This is a genomic window from Pseudomonas sp. Irchel 3H3 (genome assembly GCF_900187635.1).
In the GTDB taxonomy this organism is placed as follows: domain Bacteria; phylum Pseudomonadota; class Gammaproteobacteria; order Pseudomonadales; family Pseudomonadaceae; genus Aquipseudomonas.
On record NZ_FYEC01000014.1, the window covers coordinates 70,106 to 83,457 of the forward strand.

The window sequence follows — 13,352 nt, forward strand, 5'->3', positions numbered from 1 at the left end:
CCAACTGGCTAGAATTGGGCTAAGTCATTGAATTATATGGTCGGGACGGAGTGATTCGAACACTCGACCCCTAGCACCCCATGCTAGTGCGCTACCGGACTGCGCTACGCCCCGACTAGGCGTGTTACCTGTTGCTGTTCTCGACGAACGCTCAAGAATATAACGCAAGCTTTTGAAAACTGGAAGTATTTAAAAGCAGAATTTTATTTCTTGAGGACCACCAGTACATCTTCGAGCTCGGAGATCATCTGGCGGATCATCTGTTTGTACTGGGTGGTGTCGTCTTTGGCTTCATCGCCGGACAAACGCAAGCGTGCGCCGCCGATGGTGAACCCCTGGTCATAAAGCAACGCACGGATCTGCCGGATCATCAGCACGTCTTGGCGCTGATAATACCGGCGGTTTCCGCGGCGTTTGACGGGGTTGAGTTGAGGAAACTCCTGTTCCCAATAGCGTAGTACGTGCGGTTTTACCGCACATAACTCGCTGACTTCACCAATGGTGAAGTAGCGTTTGCCTGGGATGACGGGAAGCTCGTCGTTATGACTTGGTTCCAGCATAAGCCTCAACTCGGGCCTTCAACTTCTGCCCTGGACGAAAGGTGACCACACGGCGAGCCGTGATCGGGATTTCTTCTCCCGTTTTCGGATTGCGGCCAGGCCGCTGGCGTTTGTCCCGAAGGTCGAAGTTGCCGAAACCGGACAACTTCACCTGTTCGTTGTCTTCAAGAGCGTGCCTGATTTCTTCAAAAAACAGTTCGACCAATTCCTTGGCCTCCCGTTTGTTCAGGCCCAGCTCTTCATACAGACGTTCCGCCATTTCAGCTTTCGTCAGAGCCCCCATACGTCACTTCCTTAACGTGGCGTTCAACCTTTGTTCGAGCGAGGTGAGGATGTTTTGCGTCGTGGTATTCACCTCATCGTCATTAAGAGTGCGCGATGGATGCTGCCAGGTCAAGCCAACTGCAAGGCTTTTTCTATGAGGATCAATGCCTTTACCCTGATAAACGTCAAAGAGCCTGAGGTCTGTCAGCCATTCGCCTGCATTTTCACGGATTACATCCATGACGGCACTGGCGGCAACGCCTGCGTCGGCCAGCAACGCGAGGTCACGGCGCACTTCAGGAAAGCGCGATAACTCGTGGAATTTAGGCATTTTGCCCAAGGCCACTTCGCCCAATACCAGCTCGAAGACGAACACCGGACGGTCGAGACCGAGGGTTTTCGACAGTTCGGGGTGCAGCGCGCCGATGAAACCGACTTCGCGACCTTCACGCTCGATGCGCGCGGTCTGACCTGGGTGCAATGCCGGGTGGCTGCCCGGGGAGAAGGTGAACGAGTCCAGCGCACCGGCGAAGCCCAGCACTGCTTCCACGTCAGCCTTGACGTCGAAGAAATCCACCACGTCGCGGCCCTGTGCCCAGCCTTCCGGCAGACGGCTACCGCAGACTACACCGGCGAGCATCGGCTCTTGCTTCAGACCTTCCAGCTGACCGACAAAACGCAGGCCGCTTTCGAACAGACGCACGCGATCCTGCTGACGGTTCAGGTTGTGCTGCAGGGCTTTGACCAGACCAGGCCACAAGGACGAGCGCATGGCAGCCATGTCGTTGGAGATCGGGTTGGCCAGCAGCAGCGGTTCAACGCCCGGATTGAACAGTTCGAACTGTTTCGGATCGATGAAGCTGTAGGTGATCGCTTCCTGGTAACCACGGGCTACCAGCAGACGACGCAACTCAGGCAGGTCGCTACGGGCTTCGGCCTTGGCTTGTGGTGCCAGGCGCGCTTGCGGGTAACGGACCGGCAGGCGGTTGTAGCCGTACAGGCGGGCCAGCTCTTCGATCAGGTCGACTTCCAGGCTGATATCGAAGCGATGGCTTGGCACTTCAACGCGCCACTGCCCTGCCCCGTCCGCCGCGATGATCAGGCCCAGGGCGCTGAGCAGCCGCTCGACTTCGACCGGATCCATTTCCATGCCGAGCATCTGGGTGATGCGCTGGGCACGCAGGGTGATCGGCGCGATTGACGGCAGGTACTGCGCGTTGACGGTCTCGATGATCGGGCCGGCATCGCCGCCGGTGATGTCCAGCAGCAGGCCAGTGGCGCGCTCCATGGCTTCACGGGCCAGTTGCCAGTCCACGCCGCGCTCGTAGCGGTGCGAGGCATCGGTGTGCAGGCCGTAGGAACGGGCCTTGCCAGCAACCGCGATTTGGTCGAAGAACGCGCTTTCCAGGAAAATGTCCCGCGTCGTGGCGGATACGCCACTGTGCTCGCCCCCCATCACACCGGCGATTGCCAGGGCACGGGTATGGTCGGCGATGACCAGGGTGTCGGCACGCAGGCTGACTTCCTGACCGTCGAGCAGGACCAGTTTTTCGCCTTCTTCAGCCATGCGCACGCGGATGCCGCCGTTGATTTCGGCAAGGTCGAAGGCATGCAGCGGTTGGCCCAGCTCGAGCATCACGTAGTTGGTGATGTCGACGGCGGCATCGATGCTGCGCACATCGGCGCGGCGCAGACGCTCGACCATCCACAGCGGCGTTGGCTTGGACAGGTCGACGTTACGGATTACCCGGCCCAGGTAACGCGGGCAGGCGGCGGGTGCCAGCACTTCTACCGAGCGCACTTCGTCGTGCACGGCAGGCACGGCAGCCACCACTGGACGGGTTACCGCAGCGGCGTACAGCGCGCCCACTTCACGGGCCAGGCCAGCCAGGGACAGGCAGTCGCCGCGGTTCGGGGTCAGGTCGACCTCGATGCTGGCGTCTTCCAGGCCCAGGTAAACCCGGAAGTCTTCGCCTACCGGCGCATCGGCCGGCAGTTCCATCAGGCCGTCATTGCCCTCGCCCACCTGCAGTTCGGCTTGCGAGCACAACATGCCGTTGGACTCGACGCCACGCAGCTTGGCTTTCTTGATCTTGAAGTCACCTGGCAGTTCGGCACCGATCATGGCGAACGGAATCTTCAGGCCCGGGCGCACGTTCGGCGCTCCGCACACGACCTGGAAGGTTTCGGCACCGTTGCTGACCTGGCACACGCGCAGCTTGTCAGCGTCCGGGTGTTGCTCGGTGCTCAGCACCTCGCCCACTACGACGCCATTAAACACACCGGCGGCCGGGGTAACGCTATCGACCTCAAGACCGGCCATCGACAGACGAGCAACCAGCTCGTCGCGACTTACCTGCGGGCTTACCCAGCCGCGCAGCCATTGTTCACTGAATTTCATCCTGCTCTCCTAAAAATTCGTTACGACTAGCGAAATTGCGCAAGGAACCGCAAGTCGTTGTCGAAGAACAGACGCAAGTCGTTCACGCCGTAACGCAGCATGGCCAGACGCTCCACGCCCATGCCGAAGGCAAAGCCTGAGAACTCTTCCGGATCAATGCCGGACATGCGCAGCACGTTCGGGTGCACCATGCCGCAGCCCATCACTTCCAGCCAGCCGGTCTGCTTGCAGACGCGGCAGCCTTTACCGCTGCACATCACGCATTCCATGTCGACTTCAGCGGATGGCTCGGTGAACGGGAAGTACGAAGGACGGAAACGCACGGCCAGTTCTTTTTCGAAGAACACCCGCAGGAACTCTTCGATAGTGCCTTTGAGGTCGGCGAAGTTGATATCGCGATCGACCAGCAGGCCTTCGACCTGGTGGAACATCGGCGAGTGGGTGATATCCGAGTCGCTACGGTACACACGGCCTGGGCAGACGATGCGGATCGGCGGCTGTTTCGACTCCATGGTGCGGACCTGTACCGGCGAGGTATGGGTGCGCAACAGCATGTTGGCGTTGAAATAGAAGGTGTCGTGCATCGACCGGGCCGGGTGGTGGCCTGGGATGTTGAGCGCCTCGAAGTTGTGATAGTCGTCTTCGACCTCAGGGCCTTCGGCAATGCCGTAGCCAATGTGGGTGAAGAACTGTTCGATACGCTCCAGAGTCCGGGTAACCGGATGCAGACCGCCTGAGGTCTGGCCGCGGCCAGGCAGGGTCACGTCAATGGACTCGGCGGACAGTTTGGCAGCCAGGTCGGCGGCTTCAAACAGCACCTTGCGCGCATTGAGAACCTCTGTGACACGCTCCTTGGCAACGTTGATCAGGGCGCCGACTTGCGGACGCTCTTCTGCCGGCAAATTCCCCAGGGTCTTCATCACCTGAGTCAATTCGCCCTTCTTGCCAAGGTAGTGAACCCGGATTTGCTCCAGGGCATTGATATCTTCAGCGCTTTGCACAGCCTCTAGTGCTTGAGAGACGAGCGCATCCAGGTTTTCCATGTACAGACTCCAGATACAAAATAGGGGAAGAGCTTGAAGGCTCTTCCCCTATTTATGACGTTTACCACCTTGGGCTACAGGAGTAACCCAGGGTGACTGTCGGGGGTACTTAAGCCAAGGTGGCTTTAGCTTTCTCGACAATCGCAGCAAACACCGCTTTTTCGTTCACGGCCAGTTCAGCCAGAACCTTACGGTCGATTTCGATGGACGCTTTTTTCAGGCCAGCGATGAAACGGCTGTAGGACAGACCGTTAACACGAGCACCAGCATTGATACGAGCGATCCACAGAGCGCGGAACTGACGTTTTTTCTGACGACGGTCACGGTAGGCGTATTGGCCAGCCTTGATTACCGCTTGCTTGGCAACACGGAATACGCGTGAACGCGCGCCGTAGTAGCCTTTAGCAAGTTTCAGAATTTTTTTGTGACGCTTACGGGCAATGACGCCACGCTTTACACGAGCCATGAGTTACTTCCTCTATTCTTGACTAAAATTAACGAAGGCGCAGCATGCGCTCGACTTTTGCCACGTCAGACGGATGCAGCAAGCTGCTACCGCGCAGTTGACGCTTACGCTTGGTCGACATTTTAGTCAGGATGTGGCTCTTGAAAGCGTGCTTGTGCTTGATACCGTTAGCAGTTTTCAGAAACCGCTTAGCAGCACCACTTTTCGTTTTCATTTTTGGCATGTTCGGATACTCCGCATTCAGTTGATAAACATAATCAGAAGGCCTGCCGTGCCCTGATGATTACTTCTTCTTTTTCGGGGCGATGACCATGATCAGTTGGCGTCCTTCCATCTTAGGATGCTGTTCGACCGAACCGTACTCGAGCAAGTCACCTTCAACTCGCTTGAGGAGTTCCATCCCCAGCTCCTGGTGGGCCATCTCACGGCCGCGGAATCGCAAGGATACCTTGGCCCTGTCCCCATCACTCAGGAAACGTACCAGGTTGCGCAGTTTTACCTGGTAATCCCCTTCCTCCGTCCCTGGACGAAACTTGATTTCTTTAACCTGGATCTGCTTCTGGTTTTTCTTGGCCGCAGCAATCTGCTTCTTCTTTTCGAAGATCGACTTGCCGTAGTCCATCAGCTTGCAGACAGGAGGTACTGCATCGGCGGAAATTTCCACCAAATCGAGCTTGGCTTCTTCAGCCTTAAGAAGCGCGTCTTCAATTGACACAATCCCAAGCTGCTCGCCCTCAGCCCCAATTAACCGAACCTCGCGTGCCGAGATATTCTCGTTGATCGGGGCTTTCGGTGCAGCTCGTTTATCTTGTCTCATTTCACGCTTAATAATAATTACTCCGAATCTGGGCGACCACGCCGGGAAACCGCTTGCGCGAGAAACTCAGCGAACTGGGCGACGGGCATCGAGCCCAGGTCAGCACCTTCACGAGTACGCACAGCGACAGTCTGCATCTCGACTTCCCGATCTCCGATAACCAAGAGATAGGGAACCTTGAGCAAAGTATGCTCGCGGATTTTAAAGCCGATCTTTTCATTTCTCAAGTCGGACTTGGCACGAAAACCGCTTTGATTGAGAGTTTTTTCAACTTCAGCGGCAAAATCTGCCTGTTTATCAGTGATATTCATGATCACTGCCTGGGTCGGAGCCAGCCACGCAGGGAACGCGCCCTCGTAATGCTCGATCAGAATCCCGACAAATCGCTCGAAGGAACCCAGGATCGCCCGGTGCAACATGACCGGGTGCTTGCGACTGTTGTCTTCGGAGACGTATTCGGCTCCCAGACGGATCGGCAGGTTAAAATCGAGCTGCAAGGTACCACATTGCCAGACGCGACCGAGGCAATCTTTTAGCGAGAACTCGATCTTCGGACCGTAGAACGCACCCTCACCCGGCTGCAGATCGTACGCAAGGCCCGCGCTGTCTAGCGCTGCGGCCAGTGCCGACTCGGCGCGATCCCACAGCTCGTCGGAACCGACGCGTTTTTCCGGACGAGTGGACAGCTTCATTTCGACTTCGGTGAAGCCGAAATCGCGATAAACGTCCATGGTCAGCTTGATGAACGCAGCGGACTCGGCCTGCATCTGCTCTTCGGTGCAGAAGATATGGGCGTCGTCCTGAGTGAAGCCGCGCACCCGCATGATGCCGTGCAGCGCACCCGATGGCTCGTTCCGGTGGCAGGCACCGAACTCGGCCAGGCGCATCGGCAACTCGCGGTAGCTCTTCAGGCCCTGGTTGAACACCTGCACGTGGCATGGGCAGTTCATTGGCTTGATGGCGTAGTCGCGGTTTTCCGACTGGGTGGTGAACATGTTGTCGGCGTAGTTGGCCCAGTGCCCGGATTTCTCCCACAAGCTACGGTCAACGACCTGTGGAGTCTTGATCTCCAGGTAGCCGTTGTCGCGCTGCACCTGGCGCATGTACTGCTCGAGCACCTGGTACAGGGTCCAGCCGTTCGGGTGCCAGAACACCATACCCGGTGCTTCTTCCTGGAGATGGAACAGGTTCAAGCGCTTGCCGATCTTGCGGTGGTCGCGTTTCTCGGCTTCTTCGATGCGCTGGATGTAGGCCGCCAGTTGCTTCTTGTCAGCCCAGGCAGTGCCGTAGACGCGCTGCAACTGCTCGTTCTTGGCATCACCGCGCCAGTAGGCGCCGGACAGCTTGGTCAGCTTGAAGGACTTCAGGAAGCGGGTGTTCGGCACGTGCGGGCCGCGGCACATGTCGACATATTCTTCGTGATAGTACAGGCCCATGGCCTGCTCGTTCGGCATGTCCTCGACCAGGCGCAGCTTGTAGTCTTCGCCACGCTGGGTGAACACGTCGATCACACCGGCACGCGGGGTGACTTTCTTGATTACGTCGTAATCTTTCTCGATCAGCTGGTGCATACGCTGTTCGATGGCCGCCAGGTCGTCCGGAGTGAAAGGACGCTCGTAGGCGATATCGTAATAGAAGCCTTCGTCGATGACCGGACCGATCACCATTTTCGCCGTCGGGTACAGCTGCTTGACCGCGTGGCCAATCAGGTGCGCGCAAGAGTGGCGAATAATCTCCAGCCCCTCTTCATCTTTGGGCGTGATGATTTGCAGGGTGGCGTCGCTGTCGATGACATCGCAGGCGTCGACCAGCTTGCCATTGACCTTGCCGGCCAGGGTGGCCTTGGCCAGGCCAGCACCAATGGATGCGGCGACTTCGGCTACGGATACCGGATGATCGAACGAACGTTGACTGCCGTCGGGAAGAGTAATAGTGGGCATGGCGCCTCCTCTCCTAGTGGTGACCCCTACCAAAGGTCACGTGGGTTGGGATGAGCAGCCAGTACGCGATTCAGTCCAGGCCATCCAATGATGAACGCCTGCCTTACAGCGGCAGGAGCCTTGCGGCCAACCGGGAACCGAACCAGAGTGACTGGAGATCAAATCAGGGTTCTTCGGGTATCAACCGCGCCTGGCGAATACATCGTCCAGGGCCTGAAAATTCCCAAGCGTGGGATGCTAGCACAGATGAACGGTCATCGCCGCGCGCTTGTTGCGTTGCCGCGGATTTGCGCGGATTTGCCGCCACAAGTGAACTTGAGATGTACGAACCCCCTCAAATGCCCTGAGAATCGCGACACCTTACTGACCCACAGGAGTTTCCGTCATGCGCCTTATCCGTCTTTTTGCCCTTGCCGCGCCATTGGCCATGCTGCTTCCGCTGAGCGCCCAAGCAGCCTGGCCTGCAGGCGCGCGTGATGCCTTCATGAAGGATTGCACCCCGGCTGCCGCCCAAACCATCGGCGAGGCAAACGCGAAGAAACACTGCGCCTGCGGTGCCGACGAGTTGAACAAGAAGTTCACCACCCAGGAAATCACTCAACTGATGAGCAAGCAGACCCCGCCTTCACCTGAACTGGTGAAAAAGGCGCAAGTCGCAATTGCCGCCTGCAAGGCCCAGTAAACAGCGTTTCGAGGGGGTGTTTTTACCCCGAAAAGTGGCCTGAAACGGCGAAAAAACTGCCAGAACCAACAATTTATGCAGGTTTTACAGCTTTTTTTATCGCTTTTATTTTTGGCTGAAACCCTTGTAAACCGGGGCTTTCAGGCAATTTCAGCGAGAAAGAAAGCGCAACGGCAGAGCAAACCGTGCTGCTGGGGGGGTTCCAAGTCGAACATTTCGACTATGATACCCCGGTGTGCCCAGTTGGCCTGAGCAGCACAGTACTACTGAAAATATATGTTTCTTGGAGATACACCATGTCTAATCGCCAAACCGGCACCGTTAAATGGTTCAACGATGAAAAAGGCTTCGGCTTCATCACTCCTCAAGGTGGCGGTGACGACCTGTTCGTACACTTCAAAGCTATCGAAAGCGACGGTTTCAAAAGCCTGAAAGAAGGCCAAACCGTTTCCTTCGTGGCTGAGAAAGGCCAAAAGGGTATGCAAGCTGCACAAGTTCGCCCAGAGTAATTTCCCGGCGCACTAAAAAAACCCCGTCCATGTGACGGGGTTTTTTATGGGCGTTATTCCAGCCGCTGCGCTGTCAGCCGCAGTTGACCCGGGTAATTACCAGGCCAGCATCGGTGTTCAGGTTCAAGCGATCGGAACGGTATTCCAGGGTGATCATGTCGTTTGGCCGCAGGATCCGCGCGCTCTGTGAGCCGGAACGGGTGCGAGCCTCTTCGAGCAATTGTGGCGAAGCTTTCTTGCCGATGGTGAATTCGGCGGCTTTGGCCTCACAGCGACCGCTGCCCGCCCCTGCCACTACGGGGTCTTTTGCCGACTCGGTGGTGCTGCTGCAACCGGCCAACATGACCGCGGCCAGCACAGTACCCAATGACGCGAGCTTCCAAGGCATGAAGCCTCCTTACAATAATTAAGCTGAATTCGTGCGACAACCGACCACCATTGAGACGTTTGGTTCATGGTTGCGGCCATCACCTTGCCCTCAAACGCGTCGAGCGCGCAAGTTTGCCCGAGCCATCGCGCGCTGTTCAGCGCACAATCGTCACTGAATATGAACAGGTCTCAATAGACGTCGATGTAGTCGTAGGGCGGATTGGGCCAGTTCTCCTTCAGCGCGTTGAAGATCTGCATGACCCACACTTCATCGCTGGCGGCGATTCGTCCGACGTAACCCGAGCCCTTGGCCCAGGTCTCTAGGCGAAACAGCAGGCCGTCGATCTCGCTGCCGCCGACAACGCCCGAGGAAATGTAGGCGATACCGCCCTTGGTCACCCGCAATTGGGTGTGCTCATCGTCGCTGGCAGCCGCGAGCAACTGGCGTACCGCCTCCAGGCTCAAGCCGCCCGGGGTGTTCAAATCAATCTGCACAGCAGGGTCCTTGGACAGTGATCAAAGACCAAGTGTCGCATAGCCCTCCTTTGATGCCTAAGTCGGAGTGCCAAATGCGCGGCAAAATGGTTAACTCCTCTCTCAGACTTTTCCGACTTCACGAGCGCCATCATGACCACCGTAAGTATCGACGCCGACATCAAAGCCAAATGGCCACAGGGTCATAGCTCCTATAGCCCTGGCAGTCCGGAAGAGCTTGCAATCATCAGTATCGATCTACTGGTCAAGGAACTGGGGGCCGACGCGGCCCACACCTTCATCGCCCAGATTTTCGAGAAGTACCCTTCCGAGCACAAGGGCAGTAGCGCCTTGGAGCGCGAGTAACCCCCGCAGGCTGGCACCCACGGGGACAAGCCTTATTTCAGGCGCGCCAGGCGCTCGGTCAGCAGGTCGAAGAAGCCCTGGGCATCGCCGCTTTCCACCCAGAAGGCATTTTTTGGCGCCTTGAGGCCGTCATACCAGTCGACGATGGTCTGGCCGAAGGTCGGGCCTTCGCGGCTGTCGACCACGACATTCACGGCGCGCCCACTGAACAGCTCAGGCTTGAGCAGGTAGGCGATCACGGTAGCGTCATGCACCGGGCCGCCTGTCATGCCGTAATGCTCCATGTCGCCCTTGACGTATTCATTGAGAATATCGCCCACCAGCTTGCTGGCCTTATTGTTCAGCGCGGCAATCTGCTGCAGGCGCGCCTCGCTGGTGAGGATCTTGTGGGTCACGTCCAGCGGCAGGTAGGTCAGCTTCACGCCGCTCTTTTGCACCACCTCGGCCGCCTGCGGGTCGGCGAACAGGTTGAACTCGGCCACCGGGGTGATGTTGCCGCCATTGAAGTGGGCACCCCCCATCACCACCACTTCCTTGATGCCCTGCGTGATGTCCGGAGCCTGGATCAGTGCCAGTGCCAGGTTGGTCTGCGGCCCCAGCATGGCGATGGTAATGCTGTGAGGCTTGGCGGCACGCAGGGTGTCGATCAGGTAGTTGACCGCATGGCCTTCGGTCAGCCCGGCCTTGGGCTCATGCACCGCCACCCCCGACAAGCCTTCCTTGCCATGAATGTCCTCGGCATAGATCGGCGTGCGCAGCAGCGGCTTCGGCGCGCCGGCATACACCGGCACCTCTTCGCGCCCTGCCCACTCCCGGGCCAGCCGCGCGTTGCGCGAGGTCTTGTCCAGGCGCACGTTACCGGCAACGGTGGTCAGGGCGCGAATGTTCAGCTCCTCGGGCGATGCCAGGGCAAACAGTAGCGCCACTACATCGTCGGCACCCGGGTCGGTGTCGATGATCAGGTCAATCCGGGGTGCCGCGTGAGCAGCTGTAGCGGTAAGCAGGGACAAAAGCAGCAGGCTCCTGAGCACATGATGAATCTGTTGAGCATAGCGGTGCATGGCGCACTCCTTGTGCGTGAATGAAACGGATCAGGTTCAGAACGTCACCCCGGCCACCAGCACGATGTTGCTGTACGGCTGGCATTCGCCGGTGCGCACAATCGCCCGTGCCCGGCGGCTGAGTTGCTTGAATTCTTCGTGACTGAGCAAGCGCCGCTCGCCGATCGCTCCCTCGGCCGTCAACGCCTCGAGCACCGGCAGTGCCAGCGGCTGCTTGAGCAGGATTTCTTCGGCCAGCACGTGGCTTTCGACCTGCATCTCGCTGAGCACCACCTTCAAGGTGCTGACAAAATCAGGAATGCCCTGGGTCAGGGCCAGGTCGATCAATTCGACACCGGGCGGCACCGGCAGACCGGCATCGCCGATCACCAGCATGTCGCCATGTCCCAGCGAGGCGATCAGCCGTGACAGGGCGACGTTGAGCAGTGGGGTCTTTTTCATGGCGCGACAAATCCTTGAACGTCGGACAGGCGAGGAATCGAAGGTTGCGCGCCGGCACGGGTCACCGACAGCGCAGCCGCCACTTGACCAAAACCAATGGCCTCGGCTTCGCCTTTGCCGCTGGCCAATGCCGCGGCAAAACCACCGACAAACGTGTCGCCGGCTGCCGTGGTGTCGAGCGCCTTTACCCGCGGTGCCGGGAAGTGCTGAAAACCCTGGCCATTGGCAAACAACGAACCCTCGGCGCCGAGGGTGATGATGACCTTGCCGGCCCCCATGGCGATCAACTGGGTAGCCGCAGCCTTGGCGGTCTGCAGAGAATCCACGGGCAGCCCGCTGAGCGCCGCGGCTTCGCTCTCGTTGGGAATCAGGTAGTCGATGCTCGCGTACCACTCCGCCGGCAGCGCACCGCTGGCAGGTGCCGGATTGAGGATCACCGTCTTGCCCAGTTCGCGACCACGGCGCAGCACGTGCCCCACCGTGTCATACGGCACTTCCAGTTGACAGATCAGCACATCGGCTGCCTGCAGGACCACGTCAAACTGCTCGACCACGGGCGGCGTCAACGCGCCATTGGCACCGGCTACTATCACGATTGCGTTCTGACTGAGGTCGTCGACCACAATCAGTGCCACGCCACTGCTACCCTCGACAGTGCTGAGCGCCTGGCAATCAATCTGCTCGGCCAGCAAAGCCTCGCTCAGCTCCCTGCCATAGGCATCGCTGCCAACACAGCCGACCATCGCCACCTGCGCCCCCAGGCGTGCCGCGGCCACCGCCTGGTTGGCGCCCTTGCCGCCCGAGACCGTGGCGAACGACTGCCCGATCAAGGTTTCGCCGCCACGGGGCAAGCGCGGCGCACGGGTCACCAGGTCCATGTTCAAACTACCTACAACCACTACTTTCGCTGGCATGTATCGATACTCATCAAGTCGCTTCAGCGCAAAGAGTCGAAGACGCCAGACAACGGCGCAGTCGACTCTCGCAGGACAATGCTGGGCGTCACGATCTGCTGATCGGTCGCCAATTGGGGGGCCGCGATCCGGCGCAACAGCACTTGCGCCGCCATTTCTCCCAGTTGCAGGATCGACTGGCCGACCGTGGTCAGCGCCGGGTAGACGTAGCGGCTCATTTGAATGTCGTCAAAACCGATCACCGACAGCTCGCTCGGCACCCGGATGTTGCGTTCAGCAGCCGCGCGCAGCACGCCGATGCCCATCATGTCGTTGCCGGCGAATATCGCCGTCGGAGGGTTGCTCGCCAACAGCGTGGCCGCCGCGTTGTAACCGCCGGTGCTGGTGAAGTCGCTTTCGAGCATGCGCTCGGTCGGCACCTGCACCCCAGCCTCTTTCAGCGCCCGGCAGAAACCGGCCAGGCGCATCTGGGCCACGCTGGTGTGCGCCGGACCGCCGATGCTGGCGATGTCACGATGGCCCAATTGCAGCAGGTGCTGGGTTGCCAGGTAGGCTCCGTACTCGTGATCGATGCGCACCAGGTCCGCATCCAGCCCCTCCAACCCACGGTCGACAATAACCATCGGCGTGCGCACGCCCGCCAGGCCCTGAGCCAGCCCGCTGTCACCACCGGCGGAGGCGACGATCAGGCCGTCGATGCGCTTTTCCAGAAGCACCCGCAGGTAGCTGCGCTGCTTGTCCGGGTTATCGTCGGAATTGCACAGAATCACGCAGTAGCCATTACGCTCGCAGTAGTCCTCGATGCCCCGGGCCAATTCCGCGAAGTACGGGTTGAGGCTGTTGGGCACCAACAGGCCGATGGTCGCGGTGGTCTTGGCCTTGAGCGAGCGGGCCACGGCGCTGGGCACGTAGTCCAGGCGCTGGATCGCCGCCTCGACTTTCAGCCTGACCTCCTCGCTCACCGGACGGGTCTTGTTCAGTACATGCGACACCGTGGTGTAGGAAATCCCCGCGAGCGCCGCCACATCCTTGATCGTTGCCATGG

General features: G+C 59.0%; 17 protein-coding genes and 1 tRNA gene. 3 read left to right on the plus strand and 15 right to left on the minus strand.

Annotation, left to right across the window (positions count from 1 at the left end; translation table 11 throughout):
- Positions 1-37: 37 nt before the first annotated feature.
- The 9 genes from CKW24_RS16505 to thrS all read right to left on the minus strand — a co-directional run bounded on the left by CKW24_RS16505 (position 38) and on the right by thrS (position 7,491).
- A tRNA-Pro gene (locus tag CKW24_RS16505) sits at positions 38-114 on the minus strand.
- An 89-nt stretch (positions 115-203) separates the two neighbouring features.
- Positions 204-560, minus strand: coding sequence for a MerR family transcriptional regulator (locus tag CKW24_RS16510; protein ID WP_027620568.1), 357 nt, complete (start codon positions 558-560; stop codon positions 204-206).
- Complete coding sequence (gene ihfA, locus CKW24_RS16515; RefSeq protein WP_002553164.1) at positions 541-843, minus strand: integration host factor subunit alpha; 303 nt, start codon at positions 841-843, stop codon at positions 541-543. Before ihfA ends, CKW24_RS16510 begins: the two co-directional genes overlap by 20 nt.
- Before the next feature lie 3 nt (positions 844-846).
- Complete coding sequence (gene pheT / locus CKW24_RS16520) at positions 847-3,225, minus strand: phenylalanine--tRNA ligase subunit beta (RefSeq protein WP_095169242.1); 2,379 nt, start codon at positions 3,223-3,225, stop codon at positions 847-849.
- A 26-nt stretch (positions 3,226-3,251) separates the two neighbouring features.
- Positions 3,252-4,268 (minus strand): phenylalanine--tRNA ligase subunit alpha, encoded by a 1,017-nt coding sequence (gene pheS, locus CKW24_RS16525; RefSeq protein ID WP_095169243.1) that lies wholly within the window; start codon positions 4,266-4,268, stop codon positions 3,252-3,254.
- Between the two features lie 109 nt (positions 4,269-4,377).
- Positions 4,378-4,734, minus strand: a complete 357-nt coding sequence (rplT, locus tag CKW24_RS16530) for a 50S ribosomal protein L20 (protein ID WP_003174975.1) — start codon at positions 4,732-4,734, stop codon at positions 4,378-4,380.
- 28 nt (positions 4,735-4,762) lie between these two features.
- Positions 4,763-4,957, minus strand: a complete 195-nt coding sequence (gene rpmI / locus CKW24_RS16535) for a 50S ribosomal protein L35 (RefSeq protein ID WP_002553160.1) — start codon at positions 4,955-4,957, stop codon at positions 4,763-4,765.
- A gap of 60 nt (positions 4,958-5,017) precedes the next feature.
- On the minus strand, positions 5,018-5,569 hold the full coding sequence (infC, locus tag CKW24_RS16540; protein ID WP_172435341.1) for a translation initiation factor IF-3: 552 nt from the start codon (positions 5,567-5,569) through the stop codon (positions 5,018-5,020).
- Positions 5,569-7,491 carry a threonine--tRNA ligase gene (gene thrS, locus CKW24_RS16545; protein WP_095169244.1) on the minus strand — a complete coding sequence of 641 codons (1,923 nt, stop codon included), beginning with the start codon at positions 7,489-7,491 and terminating at the stop codon, positions 5,569-5,571. Before thrS ends, infC begins: the two co-directional genes overlap by 1 nt.
- A 385-nt stretch (positions 7,492-7,876) precedes the next feature.
- On the opposite strand from thrS, the gene CKW24_RS16550 reads away from it, so the two are divergent.
- Both CKW24_RS16550 and CKW24_RS16555 read left to right on the plus strand, forming a co-directional pair.
- The gene (locus CKW24_RS16550; protein WP_095169245.1) at positions 7,877-8,173 is read left to right on the plus strand and encodes a hypothetical protein; all 297 of its coding nucleotides are present in this window, start codon (positions 7,877-7,879) and stop codon (positions 8,171-8,173) included.
- 296 nt (positions 8,174-8,469) lie between these two features.
- Positions 8,470-8,682: a cold-shock protein gene (locus CKW24_RS16555; RefSeq protein ID WP_003179963.1), complete on the plus strand. Its 213-nt coding sequence runs from the start codon at positions 8,470-8,472 to the stop codon at positions 8,680-8,682.
- A gap of 73 nt (positions 8,683-8,755) precedes the next feature.
- Here CKW24_RS16555 and CKW24_RS16560 read toward each other — a convergent pair whose 3' ends face one another.
- Both CKW24_RS16560 and CKW24_RS16565 read right to left on the minus strand, forming a co-directional pair.
- The gene (locus CKW24_RS16560) at positions 8,756-9,070 is read right to left on the minus strand and encodes an I78 family peptidase inhibitor (RefSeq protein WP_095169246.1); all 315 of its coding nucleotides are present in this window, start codon (positions 9,068-9,070) and stop codon (positions 8,756-8,758) included.
- Between the two features lie 170 nt (positions 9,071-9,240).
- Complete coding sequence (locus CKW24_RS16565) at positions 9,241-9,546, minus strand: hypothetical protein (protein ID WP_095169247.1); 306 nt, start codon at positions 9,544-9,546, stop codon at positions 9,241-9,243.
- Positions 9,547-9,678: 132 nt separating this feature from the next.
- On the opposite strand from CKW24_RS16565, the gene CKW24_RS16570 reads away from it, so the two are divergent.
- Positions 9,679-9,891, plus strand: coding sequence for a hypothetical protein (locus CKW24_RS16570; RefSeq protein ID WP_095169248.1), 213 nt, complete (start codon positions 9,679-9,681; stop codon positions 9,889-9,891).
- Between the two features lie 32 nt (positions 9,892-9,923).
- On the opposite strand, the gene CKW24_RS16575 is transcribed toward CKW24_RS16570, so the two are convergent.
- The 4 genes from CKW24_RS16575 to CKW24_RS16590 are packed head-to-tail and all read right to left on the minus strand — an operon-like array spanning position 9,924 to position 13,350.
- A complete protein-coding gene (locus CKW24_RS16575) occupies positions 9,924-10,952 on the minus strand; it encodes a nucleoside hydrolase (RefSeq protein WP_095169249.1) in 1,029 nt (342 codons plus the stop codon).
- 36 nt (positions 10,953-10,988) lie between these two features.
- Positions 10,989-11,393, minus strand: a complete 405-nt coding sequence (gene rbsD / locus CKW24_RS16580) for a D-ribose pyranase (protein WP_095169250.1) — start codon at positions 11,391-11,393, stop codon at positions 10,989-10,991.
- Positions 11,390-12,307 (minus strand): ribokinase, encoded by a 918-nt coding sequence (gene rbsK, locus CKW24_RS16585; protein ID WP_095169251.1) that lies wholly within the window; start codon positions 12,305-12,307, stop codon positions 11,390-11,392. Before rbsK ends, rbsD begins: the two co-directional genes overlap by 4 nt.
- 23 nt (positions 12,308-12,330) lie before the next feature.
- Positions 12,331-13,350: a LacI family DNA-binding transcriptional regulator gene (locus CKW24_RS16590; protein WP_095169252.1), complete on the minus strand. Its 1,020-nt coding sequence runs from the start codon at positions 13,348-13,350 to the stop codon at positions 12,331-12,333.
- Between the last annotated feature and the right edge of the window lie 2 nt (positions 13,351-13,352).

Bases quoted from the DNA above. Each gene is read 5' to 3' on its own strand.
- CKW24_RS16510 (WP_027620568.1), bottom strand. From the start codon at position 560: ATGCTGGAACCAAGTCATAACGACGAGCTTCCCGTCATCCCAGGCAAA.
- ihfA (WP_002553164.1), bottom strand. From the start codon at position 843: ATGGGGGCTCTGACGAAAGCTGAAATGGCGGAACGTCTGTATGAAGAG.
- pheT (WP_095169242.1), bottom strand. From the start codon at position 3,225: ATGAAATTCAGTGAACAATGGCTGCGCGGCTGGGTAAGCCCGCAGGTA.
- pheS (WP_095169243.1), bottom strand. From the start codon at position 4,268: ATGGAAAACCTGGATGCGCTCGTCTCTCAAGCACTAGAGGCTGTGCAA.
- rplT (WP_003174975.1), bottom strand. From the start codon at position 4,734: ATGGCTCGTGTAAAGCGTGGCGTCATTGCCCGTAAGCGTCACAAAAAA.
- rpmI (WP_002553160.1), bottom strand. From the start codon at position 4,957: ATGCCAAAAATGAAAACGAAAAGTGGTGCTGCTAAGCGGTTTCTGAAA.
- thrS (WP_095169244.1), bottom strand. From the start codon at position 7,491: ATGCCCACTATTACTCTTCCCGACGGCAGTCAACGTTCGTTCGATCAT.
- CKW24_RS16550 (WP_095169245.1), top strand. From the start codon at position 7,877: ATGCGCCTTATCCGTCTTTTTGCCCTTGCCGCGCCATTGGCCATGCTG.
- CKW24_RS16555 (WP_003179963.1), top strand. From the start codon at position 8,470: ATGTCTAATCGCCAAACCGGCACCGTTAAATGGTTCAACGATGAAAAA.
- CKW24_RS16560 (WP_095169246.1), bottom strand. From the start codon at position 9,070: ATGCCTTGGAAGCTCGCGTCATTGGGTACTGTGCTGGCCGCGGTCATG.
- CKW24_RS16570 (WP_095169248.1), top strand. From the start codon at position 9,679: ATGACCACCGTAAGTATCGACGCCGACATCAAAGCCAAATGGCCACAG.
- CKW24_RS16575 (WP_095169249.1), bottom strand. From the start codon at position 10,952: ATGCACCGCTATGCTCAACAGATTCATCATGTGCTCAGGAGCCTGCTG.
- rbsD (WP_095169250.1), bottom strand. From the start codon at position 11,393: ATGAAAAAGACCCCACTGCTCAACGTCGCCCTGTCACGGCTGATCGCC.
- rbsK (WP_095169251.1), bottom strand. From the start codon at position 12,307: ATGCCAGCGAAAGTAGTGGTTGTAGGTAGTTTGAACATGGACCTGGTG.
- CKW24_RS16590 (WP_095169252.1), bottom strand. From the start codon at position 13,350: ATGGCAACGATCAAGGATGTGGCGGCGCTCGCGGGGATTTCCTACACC.